Here is a 22531-nt window from a genome sequence, read left to right on the forward strand (position 1 = left end):
CCCATGTGAGAGTAGGTCATCGTCAGGTTTTATTCCAAAAGCCCTGATCGCTAACGCGGTCAGGGCTTTTTTCATTGCCTGCTGTATAGCAGCGTGCCCGATTGAATACATAGCTCTGTCCAAACAGCTAAACGCACAGACTGGTGTTCGATTAATTTACTTTCCTCAAAACTATCCACAGCCCGATCCGGCGAACAAACACCCAGGCGACTTACCCACAGATACGTGGACGCCTGTGATGGTCCGTTCGCTAGTAGCAGGCAGGCTCCGACAAAGCACTCAGCTTAAAGTCCATTTAACTCCACCCGGTTAATCCCGACGTAATATTCCGTGGCTAGAATATCAGCGACGCTTTTTTAGCCGCTTCTCTAAACCCAGTAACTACGCCAGCCAGAGCCAATATCCCGGACTTATCCCCAGCTCTGTCCAGAGTTTCTGTGAGTAAGCTACTTGTGAACAAGAGTAAATGTGCTACCCGATCGGCTTTTGACGCCTAAGTTACGGTAAAGGGATAGGCTAAGCGGTCTCTGTGGAAAAGTTCTGGTATAGCGGACGTGGTTTATCTGGTGTGCCGAATCTTTTCAACGGATGGTTGGCAGGCTTCTAATCGACATCTCGGGTAGACGGGTGGAACAGTATGGGTGGTGATTTTGGGCGAACCTCTAAAGCAGTTGCCGCGACTTAAGCCGCCATTAAACTGACTTCGCGGTAATCGTTTCTCGGAGGTTGGGGCAGTGTGCAAGGTTGGATTTAAGTGGTGTTCTCTTGGCGTTTTTTTATACATTTTTGCGACGCCAGTAACCACGCCACCCAGAGTCGATCAAGAGTGGTTATCCACAGATCTATCCAGTGATTCTGTGAGTAAAGCAGTTGTGCATAACCGTAAAAAATACAGCTAAATCAATCTGTAAAAACAGCAGGCAAAAAAATACCCCGCGGAGCGGGGTATTTACAGTCAGAACTTATTAACCGTGGGATTCTTAGCTGTGGGCTGGTTCGCCTGCGCCCAGTTTCTCTTTGAGGAGCAGGTAAAGGGAGGTAACGAGGATAAGTCCCTGGACTATGATCCCTTCCCAGGTGGGGTAGATACCCAGCCACTCGAAGCTGAAATTCACCGGCAGGTGATTCATGCTGATCAGTGCGGCTTCCTGCAGCGCCGCGATCGCTTTGCCGGCCAGGATGAACGACAGCGCCAGCATGATGAATGTCGTCGCGGAGAAGAACTTGCCAATGGGGAGGCGGGTAGAGAAACGCACCATGAACCAGCCAAACACCGCGAGTAATACAACGCCGGCCAGCAGGCCGCCCCACAGCGATCCAGTCTGTCCTTCTGCGGTCTGGCTGAGCAGGGACTGATAGAACAGGATGGTCTCGAAGATTTCGCGGTATACAGCGATGAATGACAGGCCTGCAATGCCCCACAGGGTTCCCGCGCCGAGGTGCTTGTTGATGTTGTCCTGAATATAGCGCTGCCACTCATGGGCCTGGGTTTTACTGTGCATCCAGAAGCCGACATAGAAGAGCACTGCGGCAGCGATCAGGGCTGCAACCCCCTCCATGACTTCGCGGCTGGCACCACTGATGGTTACCAGGTTTTGGGCGATGACCCAGGTTGCGAAACCGGCGATGAACGCTGCTATCCAGCCAAAATGCACGTACTTAATCGCGTCGTAACGCTGGGTCTTCACCAGGACTGTTGCCAGTGCGATTACCACCAAAAGGGCCTCAAGACCTTCGCGCAGGAGGATAATCAGGCTGGCGAGGAAAAGGGCACCGCTGGAAAGATTGGAACCTTCGATCAACGCCTTTGCCTCCCCGAGCTGGGCGAGCAGCTGATTGACGCTATTGGTGACATCTTCCGGGTTACTGCTTCCATTCAGCTGGGCCCGAAGTGCCAACAGGTCGCGCTCGATCGCAAGTCGCAGGGATCTGTCACGGGAGTCCAGGCTGCTCTCGGCGAGCTCAAAGCCATCGAGGTAGGCGCTGATCGCACGTGTACGGGCTGCGTCGTAGTTTCCTTCCTGAAATGCACTGAGAGCAGACTGGAGCTGTTTGCGTGCAGTATCAATTGCGGAGGAGTCATTTTCCGGGGCGCTGAACAGCGGAGCCGGGTTCGCCCGAAGCGCGGCAACCTGGGCTGCACTGATTTCTGGCTTGTTGCCCTGCAGTACATTCGGGCTGTACTGAACCAGATCATTCAGGGTGATTGCGCCCGCTTTCGCCGTAACACCGGCTTCGGCAAAAGCCTTGCCGCCAACGTAGAAAGCAAGAGACCAACGCTGCTGGTCATCCAGTGACTGGAACGCGGCCATGGCCGTGCCATCGATACCATTGCTGATCGCATCGTAAAGACCCAGCAGTGAGCGGTTGTTGGCCCGCTCGCGGTCGTGAAAGTCCGTTGGAGCGGGTTCCAGCTGCTTGGCAACTACGCCATCCCCTTTGCCTTCAACCCCGTGACAGGAAACACAATTCTGTTGGTAAAGGGCCGCGGTTTCCTCTACCGGAAGCAGTTGCGACGGCAGCGACAGCTGCGGTGAGATCTCCAACAGACTCTGGCGCAGCGCAGCGGTATGTTTCTGGACTTCGGCGAGCGTCGCTTTGTTGTCGATGGCCTGTTTCAGGGCCTGGGTTTGCTCTGCGATTGCAGCTGACTTCTCGGATGCTGGCAGCTGGGCGCCGCGCTCGAGCAGCAGCTGTGAAAACTCCTGCATCTCTGCATATTCGTCAGTGTTGATGACCTCTCCGGCTGCTACAGCTTCGGAGTAGTCGACACCGATATATTCCGCCATTTGCATCAGCTGGCGAAGCTCCTGCGGGTCAGCAGGAGCCGCCACGGTATTGGAGATCAGGCTGCCAGCCAGTAGCAGTGTCGACATTAACTGGAATAGGTAACGCATTGGGTGCTGTCCAAAAGACTCGATTTATTAAGTTGGGTAATATTATTGATAATGATTCTCACAATAAACCCCCGGTTGGGCGGAAACCGCGAATTAGCTCCATGAACTGAGGAATGCTTGCAATTTAGGTTGTGCGCAATATAGTTGTGCAAGCTTAAATTTAGGAGGAGCTGACCATGACTGACCTGTACGCCATTCCCTTTAAAACCAGCGACGGCAAAGAGACTTCCCTGGATGCCTATAAAGGCAAGGTTCTTTTAATCGTGAACACCGCCAGCAAGTGCGGGTTTACTCCGCAATATCAGGGGCTGGAAGCGCTGCATCAGAAGTACAAGGATCGTGGGCTCGTCATCCTCGGGTTTCCCTGCAACCAGTTCGGGCAACAGGAGCCTGGCAGCGACAGTGAAATTCAGGAATTTTGCGAGCTGAATTACGGGGTCAGCTTCCCGGTTCTCGCGAAACTGGATGTAAATGGTGACCAGGCGCATCCACTGTTTAATCACTTGAAAAAGGAAGCGCCGGGTATCCTGGGCACGCAGGCGATCAAATGGAACTTCACCAAGTTTCTGGTCAATCGGGACGGCGCCGTCGTCAATCGCTACGCGCCGAAAGACAAGCCCGAGTCTCTGGCCGCTGATATTGAGAAGCTGCTCTGATGGAAGATGACTTCAGTGCGGTAAGCATGGATCTGGATCGCCAGCTGTGCTTCGCCCTGTACGCGACTTCCCGGGCAATGATCCGGGCTTACCAACCCATGTTGCGTGAGTTTGGCATCACTTACCCCCAATACCTTGTCCTGCTGCTGCTGTGGCAGTGGGACAAGGAGGGCAAGCCCGCCCATGAGTGGACGGTCAGCGCTTTGGGCGAGCGGTTGATGCTGGATTCCGGCACCCTGACCCCATTGCTGAAGCGGATGGAAAAGCTTGGGCTGGTTTGCCGGCGGCGGGGTGAGCGGGATGAGCGGGTTACCCTGGTCTCGCTGGAAGAAAGTGGGCGCGCGCTGCAGGCGTCAATTGCGGCCTGGCGTAAACAGGCGATGACGGGCTTGGCGATAGCGCCGGATCGCCTGGCCAGCTTGCATCGGGAGCTGTGGGTACTGCTGGATGCGCTTCATCAACATGATTAATTTAGGATGAAGCTTCTAATTGGTGCATTTTGAAAGGTGTTATCTTGCAATTTGCCATTGAATTTTGCTTAAAAATAGGATGAATGTTGATTTCTGGTGGGGCGGCGGCGTATAGTCGCGTCATGCGATCGCGCGGTGCGCGTGTAAGCTATTCCGTCAACCCAAACTTGAAGCAGCAGCTATGTTTGCCTCCGTCCCCATAGTGCCAGCCCGAGACCCGGTTTCCGCCGGCCCGATAGTGGATTTTTCTGCGAGCTCACCACAGAGCTCCAAAGAGCCGTCGCGCTCCTCTTTTCCTGCTGCCTGCCTATCCGCGCACCCGCTACGACTACCGCACTGCGGCATATAATTTTATTCCCGCACTTTCCAACAGAATTCCACACTAAATTTGCGTTGTGCATAGACAGTGACGATGGCGCTGTTTAGCCTCGGGCCAGACTAGGAGATAAGTCCCGATGAATACCAATAAAGATAAATTAGTCATTTTTGATACGACCTTGCGCGATGGGGAGCAGAGCCCCGGCGCGTCCATGACCAAGGAAGAGAAGCTTCGCATTGCCAGCATGCTTGAGCGCATGCGGGTGGATGTAATCGAAGCCGGTTTTGCAATCGCCAGCCAGGGCGATTTTGAATCGGTGAAGGCGGTTGCGGAAAACATCAAGGATTCCCGCGTATGCAGCCTTGCACGCGCCGTAGGCCCCGATATCATCCGCGCGGGTGAAGCGCTGAAAAACGCCAATGCATCGCGTATTCACACCTTTATCGCCACTTCTCCAATTCACATGAAGTACAAGCTGCAGATGTCACCGGAAGATGTGCTGCGGCAGGCGGTCGAAGCGGTGAAAACCGCGCGCCAGTTCACCGACGATGTGGAGTTTTCTCTTGAAGACGGCAGCCGTTCCGAACCGGAATTCATGTACCGGATAATCGAAGCGGTGATCAAGGCCGGCGCCGGCACCATCAATATCCCGGACACCGTGGGTTATGGCGAGCCGAGTGAGTATGGCGCCATGTTCAAGCGGGTCATTGAAAACGTACCCAACTCCGACCTGGCGATTTTCTCAACCCACTGCCACAACGATCTCGGTCTCGCAGTCGCTAACTCCTTGTCTGCGGTCATGAATGGGGTGCGGCAGGTCGAGTGCACCATCAATGGCCTTGGGGAGCGCGCGGGCAATGCGTCACTGGAAGAAATTGTGATGGCGGTGCGCACCCGGCAGGATCTGTATCCGGTCGAAACCCGTATCGAGACGTCGCACATAGTGCCAACCTCGCGCCTGGTCTCGTCGATCACCGGTTTCCCGGTGCAGCCAAACAAGGCCATCGTCGGTGCCAATGCTTTCGCCCACGAGTCCGGCATCCACCAGGATGGTGTGCTGAAGCACCGCGAAACTTACGAAATCATGCGCGCGGAAGATGTTGGCTGGGGCCATAATCGTCTGGTTTTGGGTAAGCACTCCGGCCGTGCCGCGGTCAAGGCCCGCTACGAAGAGCTGGGAGTCACCTTTTCTGACCCGGCTGAATTCAACGTATTGTTCCAGAGATTCAAAGACCTGGCTGACAAGAAGCACGAGATTTTCGACGAGGATCTCCAGTCACTGATTTCCGGAGCGGCGGATCCGGTGGAGCACTACCAGCTGAAAGACCTGGAAGTACGCAGTAAGAGTGGCAGCAGTCCTTACGCGCAGCTGGAGCTTTCGATTGATGGAGAAAGTCTGGTCTGCAGTGCTGAGGGCAGCGGTCCGGTCGACGCGACGTTCAAGGCGATTGAGTCCGTAGTGAACAGCAATGCCGACCTGAAACTCTATTCCGTGAATGCGGTTACCCAGGGTACGGATTCCCAAGGTAGCGTGACTGTGCGGCTGGAGCGCGACGGGCGACTGGTCAATGGCGTGGGCGCGGATACAGATATTCTGGTCGCATCCGCAAAAGCGTATCTGGATGCTTTAAACTTGCTGGCCAGTAACGCTACCAAGCCGAAGGGCGTGTAACGCTCTTTGATCCAAACGGGGACAGATGTGAACGAACTGCAGCGGACGGAATACCTCACCGCATTGGGTGTGACCAGCTATATGCCCAGGTTTTGCCTGCCGCTGGCGCCTGAGCCTGTGCAGGCACCGCTGCCACCGGCCGTGGAGAATGTGCCTGAGCCCTCGGCTCCTGCGGCACTGATGGCTGCGGTTGGTGTGGACACAACTGTGCCCCCCGAAGCGCCCCGCGAAACGATCGTGGCCCCGCGCCCGGCGGAACCGTCGGGCGTCACACCCACGCCGGAAGTCAGTCGGGTTATCGGCAGCATCACCGCGGAGACGAAAGTTGCTCTGGCGCCGGCCAAGCCGGCTGTAGTCGCGGCTCCGGAAAAAACGGTGCCTCCGTTTGTGCTGAATTGCTGGTGGCTTGGGGAAGAACTCCTGGCAGTGGACAGCCGCGAACCGGGTACGGCTTTGCCGGTCGAGAGCCTGTTCGGCAATATTGTCCGCGCGCTGGGCTGGCAGCAGCTGGCGACTGAACGGGACAAGCTGAAATGGCCCCTCGCGGAGAACCCTTTCGCTGCCGCTGCAGGTGCCAGTGACGCGCGCGAGACCTGTAGCGCCTGGCTGGAAGCCGCTTGCGGGCGCAAGCCGGTAAAAGCCATTTGGCTGATGGGGCAGCAGGCCCAGGAGTTCTGCGCTCCGGTGCCTGTAGCGGAGACTGTGAACGACTGGCAGGGAATCCAGGTCGTTGCCATGCCCAGCCTTACCGAGTTGCTTACCGATCCCATGCGCAAGCGCCCGTTGTGGCAGCTGTTGCGCAAGCTTTACCCGGAACAGACCCGGCGTTGACCGTTGTCATCGATGGCATACACCGAACACGGACGTTGATCCTGTGACCACCTCTCTCCCGAATTCTCACTCGGTGGCTGATCTGAATTTCTGCAAAGCCTCGGATGCCGATTGCGCGGCGCTCGCCGAACTTGCGCGCAGTGCCCACACCCATCCCTGGAATGCGGGCCAGTATCGCGACAGTATGGCCTCCGGGCACGACTGCTGGCTGTTGCGGGCCGAGTCCGGGCGCATAGCCGCTTGCTGCGTGGCCAGCCGCCTGTTCGACGAGGTTGAAATCCTCGATGTTGCTGTCGCGCCCGAGTGGCGGCGCAAAGGGGTGGGTGAGGACTTGCTGCGCAAGATCATCGCGCAATTGCCGGAAGATACTGCGCGCGTAATGCTGGAAGTGCGGGCCTCCAACCGCGCGGCGCGCGGGCTTTACCACAAGCTCGGATTCTCCGAGGACGGGCGCCGCAAGAATTACTACCCCAAAGCCGACGGAACTCGTGAAGACGCGCTGTTGATGAGCCTGATACTTTAGGCCGCTTATTTAATTTCTTCTTTTCCACGGACAAGTATTTTTCCCTCAATGGCATCAAACCAAAAAACACCTTCATTGCTTGAAGGCTCTGTATCTGCCCATCTGCAGCGCCTCGCCCTGCCCATGGTCTGGGGCATACTCGCCACCATGTCGTTCAATGTGGTGGATACCTACTTTGTCGCCCAGCTTGGGGATGCGCCGCTGGCGGCCATGAGTTTTACCTTTCCTGTGGTGATGGTGATCAACGCACTGGCTATTGGACTGGGGGCTGGCACATCATCGGCCGTAGCGCGAGCCTATGGTGCGGGCGATTTGGCGCGGGTGAGGCGGCTGGTTACGGATGCGACCCTGCTTGCGCTGATTGTTGCGATTGTCGTGAGTATGGTGGGGCTGGCTACTATAGACCCCCTGTTCCGGATGCTGGGTGCGCAGGAGAGGCTGTTACCACTGATCCGCGATTACATGACGCCCTGGTACCTGGGGGCGGTTTTTGCGGTAATCCCCATGGTGGCCATGTCTGCGTTGCGGGCAATCGGCAACAGCGCGCTCACCGGGCGTATCATGATTGGCGTTGCGCTGCTGAACCTGATCATCGACCCGATTTTTATCTTTGGCCTGTTCGGGTTTCCGCGTCTGGAATTATTCGGCGCGGCACTGGCGACGGTCACCGCACGGGCGATCAGCTTCGGGGTGGCGTTTTACTACCTGGTGCGCAAGGAGCACATTCTGGCAGCACCCATATGGCAGTGGGCGGTAGTGCGGGATTCCTGGCGCAAACTGCTGGCCGTTGGGCTGCCGGCAATGGCGACGAACGTCATTATTCCCATGTCCGGCGGTGTGGTCGTCGCGTTGGTGGCCGTGCATGGCGCTGACGCGGTCGCGGGGCTGGGTGTGGCGATGCGCATCGAGCCGGTTGCCCTGATCGTGTTTTATGCGCTGTCTGCGGTGGTCGGTCCCTTCCTGGGACAAAATGCCGGCGCTGGCCGGCATGCGCGCCTGGCGGAAACGGTGGCCATTCTCGCCCGTTTCTGTGTGATGTTTGGGTTGGGGCTGGCGCTGGTGCTGTTCTTTGTCGGCGGCCCGGTGGCTTCGCTGTTCAGCAAGTCGCCGCAGGTTTTGGCGGTAGCAGTGGCTTACCTGAGCCTGGTGCCGTTCAGTTACGCCGGATATGGCTTCGTGATGTCGGCCAATGCGGCATTCAATGGGCTGGGCCATCCATTGCCGGGCACATTGATTTCGTTTCTGCGGGTGCTGGGGCTGTATTTGCCTCTGGCCTGGCTGGGCAATAGATTCTGGGGCATTCAGGGGCTGTTTGTGGCTACGGTGATCTCCAACCTGGTGTTGGGCGCCGTGGCTTATGCATGGCTGAAGAAATACATCGCTGCGGAAGCCGGCGGTGAAAATACGCTGTCACAGGGACAGGGGGCGTCTCGATGAAATCCATACTCGTATGCGCGCTGCGGCTTGTACTGGTGCTGTTTTGTTTACCCGCCATCGCGGAACCGGGCGAGCAAAGCCCGTTCGACCGCTATCCGATTCACTTTACCACCGTCAATGAAACGGCGATCGCCTACCAGGATATGGGCGTGAAGGACGCAGAGCCGGTGCTGCTGGTGATGGGGCTGGGCGCGCAGATGCTGCACTGGGGGGATACCCTGGTGAACGGGTTGCTCGACGCAGGCTACCGTGTAGTGCTGCTCGATAATCGCGATGCCGGTCTTTCACAGAAGTTTTATCAGTTGTCCGCACCGCCAGTGTGGTGGGCACTGGTGCGCAGCAAGGTCGGGCTGACTCCGGAACCGCCCTACACCCTGGGCGATATGGCGGCTGACGCTGTGGGTGTACTGGACGCTCTGGGTATAGAGCGTGCGCATGTCATTGGCGCGTCCATGGGCGGAATGATTGTGCAGGTAGTGGCTGCGGAGTATCCCGGGAGGGTGTTGAGCCTGACCTCGATCATGTCGAGCTCCGGGGCACCGGGGTTGCCTGAGGCTACCCCGGAAGCGGTGTCTGCGCTTGCCAGCGGGGCGAAAACCGGGGCCAGCCGGGATGAGAACATTGCGACCCGGGTGGCGATAGCCCGCACCATTGGCTCACCGGAATTTTTCAGCGAAGACTACGCGCGGCAGTTGGCGGGCCGGGTTATGAACCGCGGCGCCTATGGGCCGGGCGTGGTCAGGCAGTTCCAGGCCATCCTGGCCAGTGGTGACCGCTCGCCCCTGCTGCAGCGGATCGCGACGCCAACGCTGGTCGTTCACGGTACCGCTGACCCGTTGTTGCCCATCGAGCATGGACGGGACACAGCGGAAAAAATCCCCGGCGCTACCCTGGTAGCCATTCCGGGGATGGGGCATGCGCTGGAGCCTGAGGTCAGTGAGCGCTTACTGGGATATCTGCTGCCCTTCTTGCAGGCGCGCGAGCAGCTGGTTTCGCAATAACTGGACATTGCCATGTGCTCCCTACGGGGGCGCGTGGAGCACATGGCCGTGGAACCCGATTACTCGAGCGGACGGGTCGCGGATGCGAGCCAGGTTCTGGTCTTGTCGTCCACCAGCGGCGTCAGGGTCTCGCGCACTTTCTGGTGGTAATCGTCCAGCCATTGCCGTTCCGCAGGGCTCAGCAGCCCGGGCTCTATCAACTGGTGGTCGATCGGCGCCAGCGTCAGCTCTTCAAACTCGAGAAAGCCCGGATAGTTGGCGCTCTCCTTCACAAACACCAGATTTTCAATCCGAATCCCGTATTCACCGGTTAGGTAAAAGCCCGGTTCATTGGACAGGATCATGCCCGCTTCGATGGCGACGTTAGTGCTCGCTTTGCCTATGCGCTGCGGTCCCTCGTGCACACTGAGAAAACTGCCGACCCCGTGACCGGTGCCGTGGGCGTAATCCAGCCCGGCGTCCCAGAGCGACTTGCGTGCAAAGGCGTCGATCTGTTCGCCGCAGGTGCCGGCGGGGAAGCGCAGGGTGGCGATGGCGATGTGGCCTTTGAGCACCCGGGTGAAATGCTCTTTTGCCTGGGCCGGGAATTCCCCCAGTGCCACTGTGCGGGTGACGTCAGTGGTGCCGTCCGGGTACTGGCCACCGGAGTCGATCAGGTAGATGCCTTCGGCGTGCATGGGTTGACTCGAAGCGGGAGTGACCCGGTAATGCACAATGGCCCCGTTGCCCCGATAGCCTGAAATGGAGTCGAAGCTGTCGTCGGTAAAGCCTTCGCGCTGTTCCCGTTTGCTGCGCAGCAGGTGCACCGCTTCCAGCTCGCCAAAGTCTTCCCCCTGTACCGCATCCGGGAGCTCGGCGAGGAATTCGCACAGCGCCGCACCATCGCGCATGTGGGCGGCGCGGCTGCCTTCCAGCTCAACGCTGTTTTTGCGCGCCTTGGCACCGGTGATGGGGTCGCGCTCGTGCAGGATCTGAATGTCGCGATTTCTCAGCTCGCGCAGTGTCCAGCAATTGGTCAGTAGCGGATCGGCCCAGACTTTCTGCACGTGCTGGCGCTCGGCGGCACTGAACAGCGCCAGCTTGTCGCTCACCAGTTCTACCGCGCTGCCAAGATGCTGGCGCAGTGCGTCACTGGCGGCGTTCTCCGCCAGGTACAGGGCGGCGCTGCCATCTTTGTAGAGAAAGCCCATGCACAGCGCGACGGGGAGGTGCGGGATGTCGCTACCGCGAATATTGAACAGCCAGGCGCAGACTTCCGGATTGGCGAGCCACAGCGCATCCTGTTTCTTGTCTGCGATCAGTTTGGCGATCCGCTGGCGCTTGCTGGCGGACTCTTCGCCGGTAAACGTCATCGGGTGCGGGCGGGCGGCACCGCTGGGGGTGGCGGGGCGATCGCGCCAGATGCTGTCTATGGGGTTTTCGTCCAGCGCACGCAGCTGGATGCCGCACTCGTCCAGGCGCTTCTTGAGCGGTGCCAGTCCGGGCTCGGTGTGCAGGCGCGGGTCGTAGCCGAGCGTATCCCCTTCAGTCAAAGCCTCGCACAGCCAGTTTGCGATGTCTGTGGGGGCGAGACTCTGCTGCTCGATGGGCTGGGTGCCGATCTGTTGCTGGGCCTGCAGGGTATAGCGGCCATCCACAAACAGGGCCGTGCGGTTGCCCGCGAGGGCGGCGAGACCGGCGGAGCCGTCAAAACCGGTTAGCCAGGCGAGGCGCTCGTCGGCGGCGGGGACGTATTCGTTCTGGTACTCATCGCAGCGGGGTACCAGGAATCCCTGTACCTGAAGATTCGCGAGTGCTTGCTGGAGGGCTTCCAGGCGATCCTGACTCATTATTCACCTCTGGTCGAATTGCTTTGGCGGTTTTGCCGGCGGATTTGACTGCCGCGGCAAATTCAGCCGCAGTCTAGGCTCCCGAAATCGCCATTTCCAGCGATTCCCTTGGAGCAGACGTGTATAATGCGCGCCTGTTTTTTATCCAGCCGTATTTTTGCATTATGGGCCAATCCTCTTCTCTGGCGGGCATCAATGGCCGCCGTACTTTCGCCATCATTTCCCACCCGGACGCCGGTAAAACCACGGTGACCGAGAAGTTGCTGCTGTTCGGAAACCTGATTCAGCTGGCGGGTTCCGTGAAAGGCAAGAAAGGCCCCCACGCGCGCTCCGACTGGATGACCATGGAGCAGGAGCGGGGCATCTCCGTGACCTCGTCGGTCATGCAGTTCCCGTATAAGGAACGGGTGGTCAATCTGCTGGATACCCCGGGGCACGAAGACTTCTCGGAAGATACCTACCGGGTACTGACTGCGGTGGACTCCGCGTTGATGGTGATCGACGGCGCCAAGGGTGTGGAAGATCGCACCATCAAGCTGATGAATGTCTGTCGCCTGCGCACCACGCCGATCCTGTCGTTCATCAACAAACTCGACCGCGATATCCGCGACCCGATCGAAGTGATGGATGAAATCGAGGAAGTACTGAACATCAAGGCGGCGCCGATCAACTGGCCGCTGGGTTCCGGTCAGCATTTCAAGGGCGTGTACAACCTCTATACCGACACCATCCATGTGTTCAAACAGGGGCAGGGACACACCATTCCGGACGATATCCAGATCAAAGGGCTGGACTCGGATGAAGCCACTGCGCTGCTCGGTGACGAAGCTGACGATATTCGCGAAGAAATTGACCTGGTGCGCGGCGCGACCCACGAGTTTGACCTGGAGGAATACCGTGCGGGCCAGCTGACTCCGGTATTTTTCGGTACCGCACTCGGCAACTTCGGCGTGCGCGAGATGCTCGACGGTTTTGTCGAGTGGGCCCCGGGCCCGCTATCACGGGAAACCAACGAGCGCGTAGTATCGCCGAGCGAAGAAAAATTCAGCGGTTTTGTCTTCAAAATCCAGGCAAACATGGATCCGAAGCACCGCGACCGTATCGCCTTTATGCGCGTGTGTTCCGGTACCTATACCCGCGGCATGAAAATGAAGCACGTGCGGCTCGGCAAAGATGTGAAGATTGCCGACGCGGTGACATTTATGGCCGGCGATCGGACCCATGTGGAAGAAGCCATCGCCGGTGACATCATCGGTCTGCACAACCACGGTACCATCCAGATCGGCGATACCTTTACCGAGGGGGAAGCGCTGAAGTTCACGGGCATTCCCAACTTTGCGCCGGAACTGTTCCGCCGCATCCGCCTGAAAGATCCGCTGAAGCTGAAGCAGCTGCAGAAAGGCCTGCAGCAGCTCTCGGAAGAGGGGTCGACCCAGGTCTTTTTCCCGCTCGACAACAACGACATCATTGTCGGCGCCGTGGGGGTGCTGCAGTTCGAGGTGGTAGCCTACCGCCTGAAAGACGAGTACAAGGTAGAAGCGGTTTACGAAAACGTGAATGTGAATACCGCGCGCTGGGTCGACAGCGAGAGCACCAAGGAGCTGGAAAACTTCAAACGCAAGGCCAGTATCAACCTGGCCCTGGATGGCTCCGGGCACCTTACCTACCTGGCGCCGACCCGCGTTAACCTGCAGCTGGCAGAAGAGCGTTATCCGGATATCCGTTTCTACGCGACGCGGGAACACTGAAGCAGAATAAAAAAGTAGTAACCAACAGAAGAGATCGCCACTGTGACTGTTGCCAAGAAACCGACAATCCCTGCCCAATTACCGGAAGAAATGCCGCGGGTGGGTAACTGGTTCACCAAAAATTTCGGCCTGATGATCGTCAAACTGCTGGGTTGGCGTATTGAGGGAGAATTCCCGCCGGAAAAGAAACTGATGGTGGCCCTCGCGCCGCACACGTCCAACTGGGATTTTATCGTCGCCATGCCGTTTATCATGGCGCTGCGCCTGAAGGCCTCCTGGCTGATGAAGAAAGAGGCGTTCTTTTTTCCGTTCAAGGGACTTTTCATGTGGCTGGGTGGCATTCCCACGGATCGCGGCGCGGCCGGTGGTATGGCCAAGCAGGTCGCCAGCCAGTTCAGGCAGAATGAAAAAATGTGGGTGGCGATCACGCCGGAAGGGACGCGTAAAAAAACCGCGCGCTGGAAAAACGGCTTCCTGCGTATTGCCTATGCAGCGAACGTACCTGTGCTACTGATAGCCTGGGACTTCCCCTCGAAGTGCATCTGCGTGGATTCCGTGTACCGCCCCACCGGCGACCTGGAAACCGACATGCGTGAAATCCAGAGGCGTTTCCATAAGTATCAGGGCCGCAACCCGGGCAACCAGACGGATCTGAACGAAGCGGCCTGAAGCCATACAGGCTTAATGTGACGGAACTAGCGGGCGACCTGACACCGATCACCTATCTCGTGCTGACCGCCGTGGCGTTCGCCGCGGGGTTCATAAGCTCCATTGCCGGTGCCGGCGGTATGATTACGCTGCCGGCACTGCTGTGGGCAGGTATTGCCCCTCTGGATGCGCTCGGAACCAACAAGTTCCAGAGTGTATTCGGCACGCTTTCATCGGCGCTGAACTTCTTCCAAAAGGGGCACCTGAAGTTCGGATCCCTGTGGCCGGGGCTACTGGCGGCCGCACTCGGGGCGGGCCTCGGCACCTGGTCGGTCACCCTGCTGGGGGGCGAGCAGCTTCAGACACTGCTGCCGATTCTGCTGGTGGCCATTTCCCTCTACTTCGCCTTTTCACCCAGAATCTCCGACGTTGATAGCAAACCGCGGATGAGCAATGGCTGGTTCAACCTGCTGGTGGGTGGGGGGATTGGTTTTTACGGTGGCTTCTTTGGTCCGGGAATGGGATCCTTCTATGCGCTCGCTTTTGCCGCGCTGCTCGGGTACAACATGCGCAGCGCCACCGCGCATACCAAACCGCTGGTACTGGCGACGAACACCACATCCATGGTGATCTTCATGATCGCAGGGCACGTAATGATCGGGCTCGCGCTGTGCATGTCGGTGGCCCAGTTTATCGGCGCCCGGTTGGGTTCGAATCTTGTTATTGCCCGCGGCACCCGGCTGGTGAAACCGGTGATTATCATCGCTACCCTGCTGGTCGCGCTCAAATTACTACTGGAGGCATAAACGGTGACCATCGTCATTACCTTGTGCCTGTCGTTTGCCATGTTCGCCCTCATTTTCTGGGGCCTGATGCATATGCGCACGCCGCGCTTCCGGGTGGAGCGCGCGCAGTTCCTGCGGGGGCTGGAAGAGGTGATTACCGGCCAGGCTGACGACAACGAGTGGCGGGTCTTGATCGGGTACCCGATGCGCCATGACCCGCCCCTGGAGCGTCTGCGGCTGGAGTGCCTGCAGATCGAGGAAGACGAATACACCGGTGGTTCACCCTACCTGTTTACTGACAAAGGGCTGGCGCGCTTGCGCGAAGTCCGCGAACAACTCCTGGCGTTGCCGCCGGAAGACGAATCCGAATAATTCCAACACGCTGTACTTGGAGGAGAAAATGATAAAACCCCTGATAAACCTCACCGGCGGACTGGCTGCTGCACTGCTCGTTGCCAGTACCCATGCCGTGCCACTGAAACAGGAAGACCTGTCTGTAGCTGAGGTACTGCGCGATCGCGCCCTGGAATCTTCTGATGCCTACAGCCTGGTTGAATCGCTCACGGTAGAAGTCGGCCCCCGTCGCGCGGGTACCAAGGGCGACGAGCGCGCCGTCGCCTGGGCGCAGGAAAAAATGAAGTCACTTGGCTTTGACCGCGTGTATACCGAGCAGATTGATGTGATGCGCTGGGCGCGTGGCCACGCGCACGCGGAAGTGGTTGCGCCTTTCCCGCAGCCACTGGTAGTGAGCTCGCTTGGCTATGGGGCAGCAACGCCGGAAGGTGGTATCACGGCTGAGATTATCGAATTTGACGATGTTGAAGCGCTGCTGAAAGCGCCGGCGCGCAAGGTAAAGGGCAAGATCGCATTCATTAACAAGCGCATGGAGCGCGCCCGCACCGGCGAAGGTTACGGCCCGGCCGTGCAGGGCCGCAGCAAGGGCATGCGCGCCGCTGCGGAAAAAGGCGCGGCAGCTCTGCTGCTGCGTTCCGTGGGCACTGACTCCGACCGCTTCGCCCACACCGGTATGATGTCCCTCGATGGCGTGGAAAACCCGGTGCCGGCGCTGGCGCTGTCCGCACCCGATGCCAACCTGCTGGAAGCCATGCTCAAGCGCGGCAAGCCGGTGGAAGTAAAGCTGAATGTACATAACGAGCGCCTGGCGGATGGTCCCTCCTTCAACGTGATTGGTGAAGTGGTCGGCCGTGAAAAGCCGGAAGAGGTCGTGTTGATCGGCGCGCATCTGGACAGTTGGGATGAGGGCACCGGAGCTCTGGACGATGGTGCCGGCGTGGCCATCGTGATGGAAACCGCGCGCCTGATCGCCGAACTGCCGCAGCGCCCCCGCCGTACCCTGCGCGTGGTGCTGTTCGGCGCCGAAGAGATCGGCCTGGTCGGCGCCAAGCAATATGTGGAGGCTCATGCCAGCGACCTCGACAAGATCGTGATGGTATCGGAGTCCGATTTCGGCGCTGGCAAGATCTGGCGCTTTGACACCCGCATTCCGGAAGGCAAGTTCGCCATTGCTGACCAGATGATGCAGCTGCTGGCGCCACTGGGTATCGAGCGTGGCAACAACAAGTCTTCCGGCGGCCCGGATAGCAGCGTCTTTGTTGCCCGTGGTGTTCCGGCTATGGGCTTGTATCAGGATGGCACTGATTATTTCGATTATCACCACACCCCGAACGACACCCTGGATAAGGTTAAACCGGAAAACCTCAGACAGAATGTCGCCGCCTGGGTTGTGATGTCATTTCTGGCAACGGAGATGGAAGAGACTTTTGGGCGAGTGCCGGCTGAGCAGTAAGCGCTGGCTCGCGATAAAGACCCCGCTCATGCGGGGTTTTTTTGGCCTGAAATTTTTGCACCGCTACCGGGGTACGTGATCGATCGAACGGGCAAACAGTGTTCTGCCTGACCGGTTTAGTTTATTTGGTAAACCTATATAATCTGCAGCCAGACCAATTTTGTTGCCGCTGCCCGCTTGGTATTTGCACGGGCTGCCGGCGGTACGCCCGATCACTGCATCAGACGGAGATAACGAATGAAAATTGCACTGATGAATGAATTCAGCCAGGCGTCCAAGAATGCCATTGTGCTGAAAGAACTGCAGGAAGTGGCCGTGGAGCAGGGTCATGAAGTGTTCAACACCGGCATGTGTGACGACAACGACCACTACCTGACCTATATCCACCTCGGCATCATGGGCAGCCTGCTGCTGAATTCGAAAGCCGTAGACTTTGTGGTGAGTGGTTGCGGTACTGGCCAGGGCGCCCTGATGTCGTTGAACGCCTACCCGGGCGTATTCTGCGGCTATTGCATAGATCCCGCCGACGCTTACCTTTTTGCCCAGATCAATAATGGCAATGCGCTCGCGATTCCGTTCGCCAAGGGCTTTGGCTGGGGGGCGGAATTGAATATCCGCTACATGTTCGAGAAAGCCTTTACCGGCGTGAAAGGGCAGGGCTATCCGCCCGAGCGCAAGGAGTCCCAGGTGCGCAATGCGGGTATCCTTACCCAGGTGAAAGACGCGGTGGCCAAGGATTATCTGGAAGCGCTGAAAGCGCTGGATCCAGAACTGGTAAAAACTGCGGTATCCGGCGAGCGCTTCCAGGCGTGCTTCTTCGAGTATTGCCAGGTACCGGAGCTTGCGGAGTTTGTACGCGGCGTACTGGACGCGTAACGATCTGTACTGTGAGAAGGCCCTGCGGGGCCTTTTTTATTGTCTGTTGGCCACCGCAATAGCCTATGGTTGGTTACCTGTGGGTTCATTGACTTTCCCTGACCCCGTCGGCATTCTGCTTAAACTTTAAACACGCAATCATAAGGATGACACCATGGCCAACATCACTTTGAAAGGAAATCCGATTACTACCGTTGGTGATCTGCCGGCAGTGGGCAGTGCGGCGCCGGCATTTACCCTGGTGCAGGGCGATCTGTCAGAGTTGACCCTGTCGGATCTGGCGGGCAAACGCGTGGTACTGAATATTTTCCCTTCCGTGGATACCGGGACGTGTGCAATGTCGGTGCGCGCATTCAATGAGAAAGCCGCGTCACTGGATAATGCTGTCGTCGTCTGTGTCTCTGCGGACCTGCCTTTCGCCATGAGTCGTTTTTGCGGTGCCGAGGGCATCGACAATGTAAAAATGGGCTCAACTTTTCGTGCCAGTTTTGGCGAGGACTATGGGGTAGCTTTTGCTACCGGCCCGCTCACGGGGCTGCTGTCCCGGTCGGTGGTGGTGATTGATGAAGATGGCAAGGTGATTTATACCCAGCAGGTCGCGGAAACCACCGAAGAACCGGATTATGAAAGCGCCCTGGCGGTACTGTCATAGCCGCTAATTTTACTCACAGACTTTGCGTTTAAGCGAAAAATCTGCGGTCGTGAGTGACCGCAGATTTCACTTTTCACGTTTTGATAAATCCCTAGCGCCGTTCGCCGCGCAATCCCAACACTGTATCCTGCAGGTTCTCCGCTTTTACCGTGGTCGCTTCCATTGGCTGCCCGGCAACCACACACACCTTTGACCAGAAGCGCTTCGGCAGTGTGCTGAATGCGTGTCCGTCCTTGTGGCTGAAAAAGCTGCCCCAGAGTCCACGCAATGCCATCGGAATTACCGGAACCGGCGTGCGTTGCAGGATTCTCTCGATTCCCGCTTTGAACGGTTGCAACTCACCGTCTTTAGTCAGTTGTCCTTCCGGGAAAATGCACAGCAAATCGCCGTCTTTCAGACCCTGTTCGATTTCCTGGAATGCGCGGGCATAGCCTTCGGGGTCTTTTTGTTTCGAACAGATGGGAATGGCGCGGCCGGTTTTGAAAATGAAGTGCAGTACCGGAATTTCGTAGATGGGTTTGTACATGATGAAACGGATGGGGCGGCGCACGGCACCCGCCAGCAGCAGCGCGTCCACGTAGCTTACATGGTTGCAGGCGATGATGGCCGGCCCTTCGTCGGGCACCTGTTCGAGGCCCTGGTGTTTGACCCGGTACATCGTGTGGGAAAGCAGCCAGATCAGCAGACGCATGGCGAATTCCGGCACCTTGCTGAAAACGAATACCGCCACTGCCGCATTCATCAGCGCAATGATCAGGAAGAACTGCGGAATGGTGGCCTGCAGTTTGTTCAGGAAAATAATGCCCATTACGGCGGCAACGACCATAAATAGCGCATTGAGTACATTGTTCACCGCGATGATCCGCGCGCGAATTTCCGGCGCCGAGCGTTCCTGCATCATGGAATAGAGCGGGACAATATAAAAGCCACCGAAAATGCCGATGAGTGTCAGGTTGATCAGTATCGGGAAGGCGCCGGCGCTATTCCAGAAGGCGGTAATGGTCACTTCGGCCGGAGGCGTGAAGTTGCCGGTGGCGTTTGCCAGTAGCACACCGGATACCGTCAGTCCGGCCGCGCCAATGGGTACCAGCCCCAGTTCGACGCGGCCACCGGACAGGCGCCCGCAGAGCAGCGAGCCGATGGCGACACCGATGGTGAAACAGCACAGTAACAGCGTAACCAGTGACTCGCTGCCACCGAGTACGTTGCGGGTCAGGCTGGGTATCTGAGTGAGGTAGGCGGCGCCCAGTAGCCAGAACCAGGAAATGCCAATAATCGCGTAAAACACCGCAGGTGTTTTCGCCGCTTCCCGCAGAATTCTGCTGGTCTGGGAAAAGGGGTTGTAGTTGATTTTCAGTGCCGGTGCGGGTGCCTGCGCTTTGGGAATGGCGCGGGCGGCCAGATACCCCATGCTGGCGGTGGTCATGATGATGGCAGAGATCCACCACAGTCCGGCTTCGCCGTCACCGGTCTTGCCCGCCAGCAGGCCGCCGACGATGGTGCCGAGCAGGATAGAGACAAAGGTGCCCATTTCCACCAGCGCGTTGCCGCTCACCAGCTCAGTCTTATGTAAATGCTGCGGCAGGATCGCGTATTTGACGGGACCGAAAAACGCCGATTGCACGCCGAGCAAGAAAAGCACAAATAAACAGAGATAGTTATTGCCGCTGAACAGGGCCACGGCGCCGCAAGCGGCGATGCCTATCTCGGCCAGTTTGATCCGGCGGATCAGAATGCTCTTGTCGGTCTTGTCTGCCACCTGTCCGGCAGTGGCGGAGAACAGGAAAAACGGCAGGATAAACAGGCCGGCGGCCAGGTTGATCAGGAAGTTGGCCTCGCTGGCGGCGAGACGAAAGGCGATCATCACGATCAGAGCGTTCTTGAACACATTGTCGTTGAAGGCGCCGAGAAACTGTGTGCAGAAGAAGGGCAGAAAACGACGGCTCCGCAGCAGGTGAACCTGGCTGTTTGCGTCCATGGGGAAGCTCCTTTGGCTGAATCCTGCTCAATAGTACTAGGGATTGCGCGCGGAGGAACAGCCTGTGGAGAAATGAAAAAGCCCTGCCGATGGTTTCGCATCGACAGGGCTTGATCGCAGGAAGTACCCAGAGTCGGGCTCTGGGTTACGGGCTTACCAGATGGCTACGCGCTCTTCCTTCGGCAGGTACATACCATCGCCTTCTTTTACATCAAATGCGCTGTAGAACGCATCGATGTTGGGTACCACGCCTTTCACGCGGTATTCGGCCGGGGAGTGCGGATCCGTCTTCAGGCGCTCGCTGAGCGCTTCGTCGCGGGTCTTGCTGCGCCATACCTGCGCCCAGCCCAGGAATACGCGCTGGTCGCCGGTGAACCCATCAATGACGGGTGCTTCTTTGCCGTTCAGGGACATCTGGTACGCCTTGTGGGCAATTCCCAGGCCGGACAGGTCACCGATATTTTCACCCAGCGTCAGCTCACCGTTTACGTACTCGCCTTCAATGGGTTCAAAGGCGTTGTACTGGGCGACCAGCTTGCCGGTAAGGCCTTCAAAGTTTTTCAGGTCGGACTCGGTCCACCAGTTGTTCAGGTAGCCCTTGCCGTCGTATTTGCTGCCCTTGTCGTCGAAACCGTGGCCAATCTCGTGACCGATCACGCCACCGATACCGCCGTAGTTCACCGCATCTTCCGCGTTCATGTTGAAGAACGGCGGTTGCAGGATCGCCGCCGGGAATACGATCTCGTTCATTGCCGGGTTGTAGTAGGCGTTAACGGTCTGCGGGCTCATGCCCCACTCGCCACGATCCAGCGATTTGCCGAGCTTGTCGCGCTCGTGCAGGGTTTCGAACAGGGTAGCGGCAATCGCGTTGCCCACCAGGTCGTCCGCGCTGACTTTCAGCTCGCTGTAATCGCGCCACTTGTCCGGGTAGCCGATCTTGGTGGTGAAGTTGGCCAGCTTGGTCAGCGCTTCCTGTTTGGTTTCATCGCTCATCCAGGTGAGAGACTCGATGGATTCACGGTAGGCAGCTTTGAGGTTGTTGACCAGCGCCACCATGCGCTCCTTGGCTTCCGGCGGGAAGTACTTTTCCACGTACCGCTGGCCCACCAGCTCGCCGACAGAACCATTGACGAACTGTACGGCGCGCTTCCAGCGCGGCTCCATCTGTTCAACGCCGCGGATGGTGGTGCCGTAAAAGTCGAAATTGATCTGCGCAATTTCGCTGTGCAGGTAAGGGGCTGCATCAGACAGGATCTTGACCTTGAGATAGCGCTTCCAGGTATCCAGGTCGGTATCGGCGATGATCTGGTTGGCGGCTTCCAGGTATTCGGGCTGGCCGACAATAAATTCTTCCGCTTTTTCCAGGTGTGCCTTCTGCAGGTAGCTGTCCCAGTCGATGGCGGGCATCAGCGCCTTCAGCTCGGCAGTGGACATTTTGTTGTAGAACTTCTCGGGATCGCGGTTCTCGACCCGGGTACGGTGATGTTCGGCCAGGCTCTTTTCCAGGCTGTAGATGGTGTCGGCATACTGCTCGGCATTCTCCAGGCCGGCAACCTGCTGAAGCTTGATCAGGAAGTCTTTGTACGCCTGCTGAAGCTTCTGGCCTTTTTCGGAGTCGTCGAAGTAATAGTCGCGGTCGGGAAGGCCGAGGCCTGACTGCCACAGGAAGGTGATGTAGTTTTCGACCTGCTTCAGATCCTGGTAGATGCTGCCGCCGAAGGGCACGTCATAACCAACAGTATCCGCGTAGGCGAAAAAGTCGGAGAGATCTTTGCGGGACTGGATAGCGTCTACCTTGGCAATCTCGCCGGCAATCGCGCTCAGGCCTTTTTTCTCAATCAGCTCTTCATTCATGAAACTGTTGTACAGGTCGCCGATCTGCTTGGATGCGGCGCTGTCAGCGCTCTGGCCGGCTTCCATGATCAGTGCTTTTACTTCTTCAGTGGCCTTGTCGCGCAGGATGCTGAAACCACCCCAGCGGGATTTGTCCGCGGGAATCTCAGTGTTCTTCATCCAGGTGCCATTCACGTAACCGTAAAAGTCATCCTGGGGGCGGATGCTGGTGTCCATCGCGGTCAGGTCGATACCGGAGCCGAGTTCCACCACCTGATTCGCGCTGACCTCAGCGGCTACCGTAGAGGATTCCGCAGATGCGGCAGATTTCGGGTTTTCGGACTGGGAGCAACCGGCAATGGCGCCGGCGATAGCCAAAGGTAAAAGCAGCTTTTTCATTCTGGGCCTTTTGGGCTTGTTATTCGGAATTGGGTAAATGGATACAAGGTTCAATAAACCGTGTCCGGATAGTATGCATCCCCCGGATTCCGGGCAAGTGACATTGCGGTTAGCTGTAGCCAGTCTTCGATAGACTGGTTCGCTGGAAGACTGATAAGTGAGCTGGAGAG

The 22531-nt window shown here is 57.9% G+C and carries 18 protein-coding genes; 14 read left to right on the plus strand and 4 right to left on the minus strand.

The annotated features are described in order from the left end of the window. Positions 1 to 980 precede the first annotated feature (980 nt). Positions 981 to 2897 (minus strand): cytochrome c/FTR1 family iron permease, encoded by a 1917-nt coding sequence (locus ACNKU7_RS15230; protein ID WP_418297854.1) that lies wholly within the window; start codon positions 2895 to 2897, stop codon positions 981 to 983. A 176-nt stretch (positions 2898 to 3073) separates the two neighbouring features. Here ACNKU7_RS15230 and ACNKU7_RS15235 point away from each other — a divergent pair, with 176 nt between their 5' ends. The 7 genes from ACNKU7_RS15235 to ACNKU7_RS15265 all read left to right on the plus strand — a co-directional run bounded on the left by ACNKU7_RS15235 (position 3074) and on the right by ACNKU7_RS15265 (position 9806). After that, positions 3074 to 3553 carry a glutathione peroxidase gene (locus ACNKU7_RS15235; protein ID WP_418297855.1) on the plus strand — a complete coding sequence of 160 codons (480 nt, stop codon included), beginning with the start codon at positions 3074 to 3076 and terminating at the stop codon, positions 3551 to 3553. Beyond that, on the plus strand, positions 3553 to 4023 hold the full coding sequence (locus ACNKU7_RS15240; RefSeq protein WP_418297856.1) for a MarR family winged helix-turn-helix transcriptional regulator: 471 nt from the start codon (positions 3553 to 3555) through the stop codon (positions 4021 to 4023). Before ACNKU7_RS15235 ends, ACNKU7_RS15240 begins: the two co-directional genes overlap by 1 nt. A gap of 455 nt (positions 4024 to 4478) precedes the next feature. Further along, the gene (locus ACNKU7_RS15245) at positions 4479 to 6014 is read left to right on the plus strand and encodes a 2-isopropylmalate synthase (RefSeq protein WP_418297857.1); all 1536 of its coding nucleotides are present in this window, start codon (positions 4479 to 4481) and stop codon (positions 6012 to 6014) included. 27 nt (positions 6015 to 6041) lie between these two features. Then, positions 6042 to 6845 carry a hypothetical protein gene (locus ACNKU7_RS15250; protein WP_418297858.1) on the plus strand — a complete coding sequence of 268 codons (804 nt, stop codon included), beginning with the start codon at positions 6042 to 6044 and terminating at the stop codon, positions 6843 to 6845. A gap of 73 nt (positions 6846 to 6918) precedes the next feature. Then, positions 6919 to 7368, plus strand: coding sequence for a ribosomal protein S18-alanine N-acetyltransferase (gene rimI / locus ACNKU7_RS15255; protein WP_418297859.1), 450 nt, complete (start codon positions 6919 to 6921; stop codon positions 7366 to 7368). A 48-nt stretch (positions 7369 to 7416) separates the two neighbouring features. Beyond that, complete coding sequence (locus ACNKU7_RS15260; protein WP_418297860.1) at positions 7417 to 8805, plus strand: MATE family efflux transporter; 1389 nt, start codon at positions 7417 to 7419, stop codon at positions 8803 to 8805. After that, positions 8802 to 9806 carry an alpha/beta fold hydrolase gene (locus ACNKU7_RS15265; RefSeq protein ID WP_418297861.1) on the plus strand — a complete coding sequence of 335 codons (1005 nt, stop codon included), beginning with the start codon at positions 8802 to 8804 and terminating at the stop codon, positions 9804 to 9806. The genes ACNKU7_RS15260 and ACNKU7_RS15265 overlap by 4 nt, the downstream gene beginning before the upstream one ends. A 59-nt stretch (positions 9807 to 9865) precedes the next feature. Here the strand turns inward: ACNKU7_RS15265 and ACNKU7_RS15270 are convergent, their stop codons facing one another. Then, positions 9866 to 11635, minus strand: coding sequence for an aminopeptidase P family protein (locus ACNKU7_RS15270; RefSeq protein WP_418297862.1), 1770 nt, complete (start codon positions 11633 to 11635; stop codon positions 9866 to 9868). 164 nt (positions 11636 to 11799) lie between these two features. Here ACNKU7_RS15270 and ACNKU7_RS15275 point away from each other — a divergent pair, with 164 nt between their 5' ends. The 7 genes from ACNKU7_RS15275 (at position 11800) to tpx (ending at position 18151) form a co-directional block, all read left to right on the plus strand. Beyond that, positions 11800 to 13383 carry a peptide chain release factor 3 gene (locus ACNKU7_RS15275; RefSeq protein ID WP_418297950.1) on the plus strand — a complete coding sequence of 528 codons (1584 nt, stop codon included), beginning with the start codon at positions 11800 to 11802 and terminating at the stop codon, positions 13381 to 13383. 42 nt (positions 13384 to 13425) lie between these two features. Then, on the plus strand, positions 13426 to 14052 hold the full coding sequence (locus tag ACNKU7_RS15280) for a lysophospholipid acyltransferase family protein (protein ID WP_418297863.1): 627 nt from the start codon (positions 13426 to 13428) through the stop codon (positions 14050 to 14052). Positions 14053 to 14069: 17 nt separating this feature from the next. Continuing rightward, positions 14070 to 14837 carry a TSUP family transporter gene (locus tag ACNKU7_RS15285; protein WP_418297864.1) on the plus strand — a complete coding sequence of 256 codons (768 nt, stop codon included), beginning with the start codon at positions 14070 to 14072 and terminating at the stop codon, positions 14835 to 14837. A gap of 3 nt (positions 14838 to 14840) precedes the next feature. Beyond that, positions 14841 to 15188, plus strand: a complete 348-nt coding sequence (locus ACNKU7_RS15290; protein WP_418297865.1) for a hypothetical protein — start codon at positions 14841 to 14843, stop codon at positions 15186 to 15188. 28 nt (positions 15189 to 15216) lie between these two features. Next, the gene (locus tag ACNKU7_RS15295; protein WP_418297866.1) at positions 15217 to 16623 is read left to right on the plus strand and encodes a M20/M25/M40 family metallo-hydrolase; all 1407 of its coding nucleotides are present in this window, start codon (positions 15217 to 15219) and stop codon (positions 16621 to 16623) included. Positions 16624 to 16860: 237 nt separating this feature from the next. Further along, positions 16861 to 17499: an RpiB/LacA/LacB family sugar-phosphate isomerase gene (locus ACNKU7_RS15300; protein ID WP_418297867.1), complete on the plus strand. Its 639-nt coding sequence runs from the start codon at positions 16861 to 16863 to the stop codon at positions 17497 to 17499. A gap of 154 nt (positions 17500 to 17653) precedes the next feature. Next, entirely contained in the window at positions 17654 to 18151 is a 498-nt protein-coding gene (gene tpx / locus ACNKU7_RS15305; RefSeq protein WP_418297868.1) for a thiol peroxidase, read from the plus strand. A gap of 91 nt (positions 18152 to 18242) precedes the next feature. Here the strand turns inward: tpx and ACNKU7_RS15310 are convergent, their stop codons facing one another. Then, entirely contained in the window at positions 18243 to 20129 is a 1887-nt protein-coding gene (locus ACNKU7_RS15310; RefSeq protein WP_418297869.1) for an MFS transporter, read from the minus strand. A 153-nt stretch (positions 20130 to 20282) separates the two neighbouring features. Beyond that, positions 20283 to 22361 carry a M13 family metallopeptidase gene (locus ACNKU7_RS15315; RefSeq protein ID WP_418297870.1) on the minus strand — a complete coding sequence of 693 codons (2079 nt, stop codon included), beginning with the start codon at positions 22359 to 22361 and terminating at the stop codon, positions 20283 to 20285. Positions 22362 to 22531: the final 170 nt, after the last annotated feature.

Source organism: Microbulbifer weihaiensis, assembly GCF_048323715.1.
In the GTDB taxonomy this organism is placed as follows: domain Bacteria; phylum Pseudomonadota; class Gammaproteobacteria; order Pseudomonadales; family Cellvibrionaceae; genus Microbulbifer.

Excerpts from the sequence above, each read along its gene's own strand:
- ACNKU7_RS15230 (WP_418297854.1), bottom strand. The coding sequence starts at position 2,897 with ATGCGTTACCTATTCCAGTTAATGTCGACACTGCTACTGGCTGGCAGC.
- ACNKU7_RS15235 (WP_418297855.1), top strand. The coding sequence starts at position 3,074 with ATGACTGACCTGTACGCCATTCCCTTTAAAACCAGCGACGGCAAAGAG.
- ACNKU7_RS15240 (WP_418297856.1), top strand. The coding sequence starts at position 3,553 with ATGGAAGATGACTTCAGTGCGGTAAGCATGGATCTGGATCGCCAGCTG.
- ACNKU7_RS15245 (WP_418297857.1), top strand. The coding sequence starts at position 4,479 with ATGAATACCAATAAAGATAAATTAGTCATTTTTGATACGACCTTGCGC.
- ACNKU7_RS15260 (WP_418297860.1), top strand. The coding sequence starts at position 7,417 with ATGGCATCAAACCAAAAAACACCTTCATTGCTTGAAGGCTCTGTATCT.
- ACNKU7_RS15265 (WP_418297861.1), top strand. The coding sequence starts at position 8,802 with ATGAAATCCATACTCGTATGCGCGCTGCGGCTTGTACTGGTGCTGTTT.
- ACNKU7_RS15270 (WP_418297862.1), bottom strand. The coding sequence starts at position 11,635 with ATGAGTCAGGATCGCCTGGAAGCCCTCCAGCAAGCACTCGCGAATCTT.
- ACNKU7_RS15275 (WP_418297950.1), top strand. The coding sequence starts at position 11,800 with ATGGGCCAATCCTCTTCTCTGGCGGGCATCAATGGCCGCCGTACTTTC.
- ACNKU7_RS15295 (WP_418297866.1), top strand. The coding sequence starts at position 15,217 with ATGATAAAACCCCTGATAAACCTCACCGGCGGACTGGCTGCTGCACTG.
- ACNKU7_RS15300 (WP_418297867.1), top strand. The coding sequence starts at position 16,861 with ATGAAAATTGCACTGATGAATGAATTCAGCCAGGCGTCCAAGAATGCC.
- tpx (WP_418297868.1), top strand. The coding sequence starts at position 17,654 with ATGGCCAACATCACTTTGAAAGGAAATCCGATTACTACCGTTGGTGAT.
- ACNKU7_RS15310 (WP_418297869.1), bottom strand. The coding sequence starts at position 20,129 with ATGGACGCAAACAGCCAGGTTCACCTGCTGCGGAGCCGTCGTTTTCTG.
- ACNKU7_RS15315 (WP_418297870.1), bottom strand. The coding sequence starts at position 22,361 with ATGAAAAAGCTGCTTTTACCTTTGGCTATCGCCGGCGCCATTGCCGGT.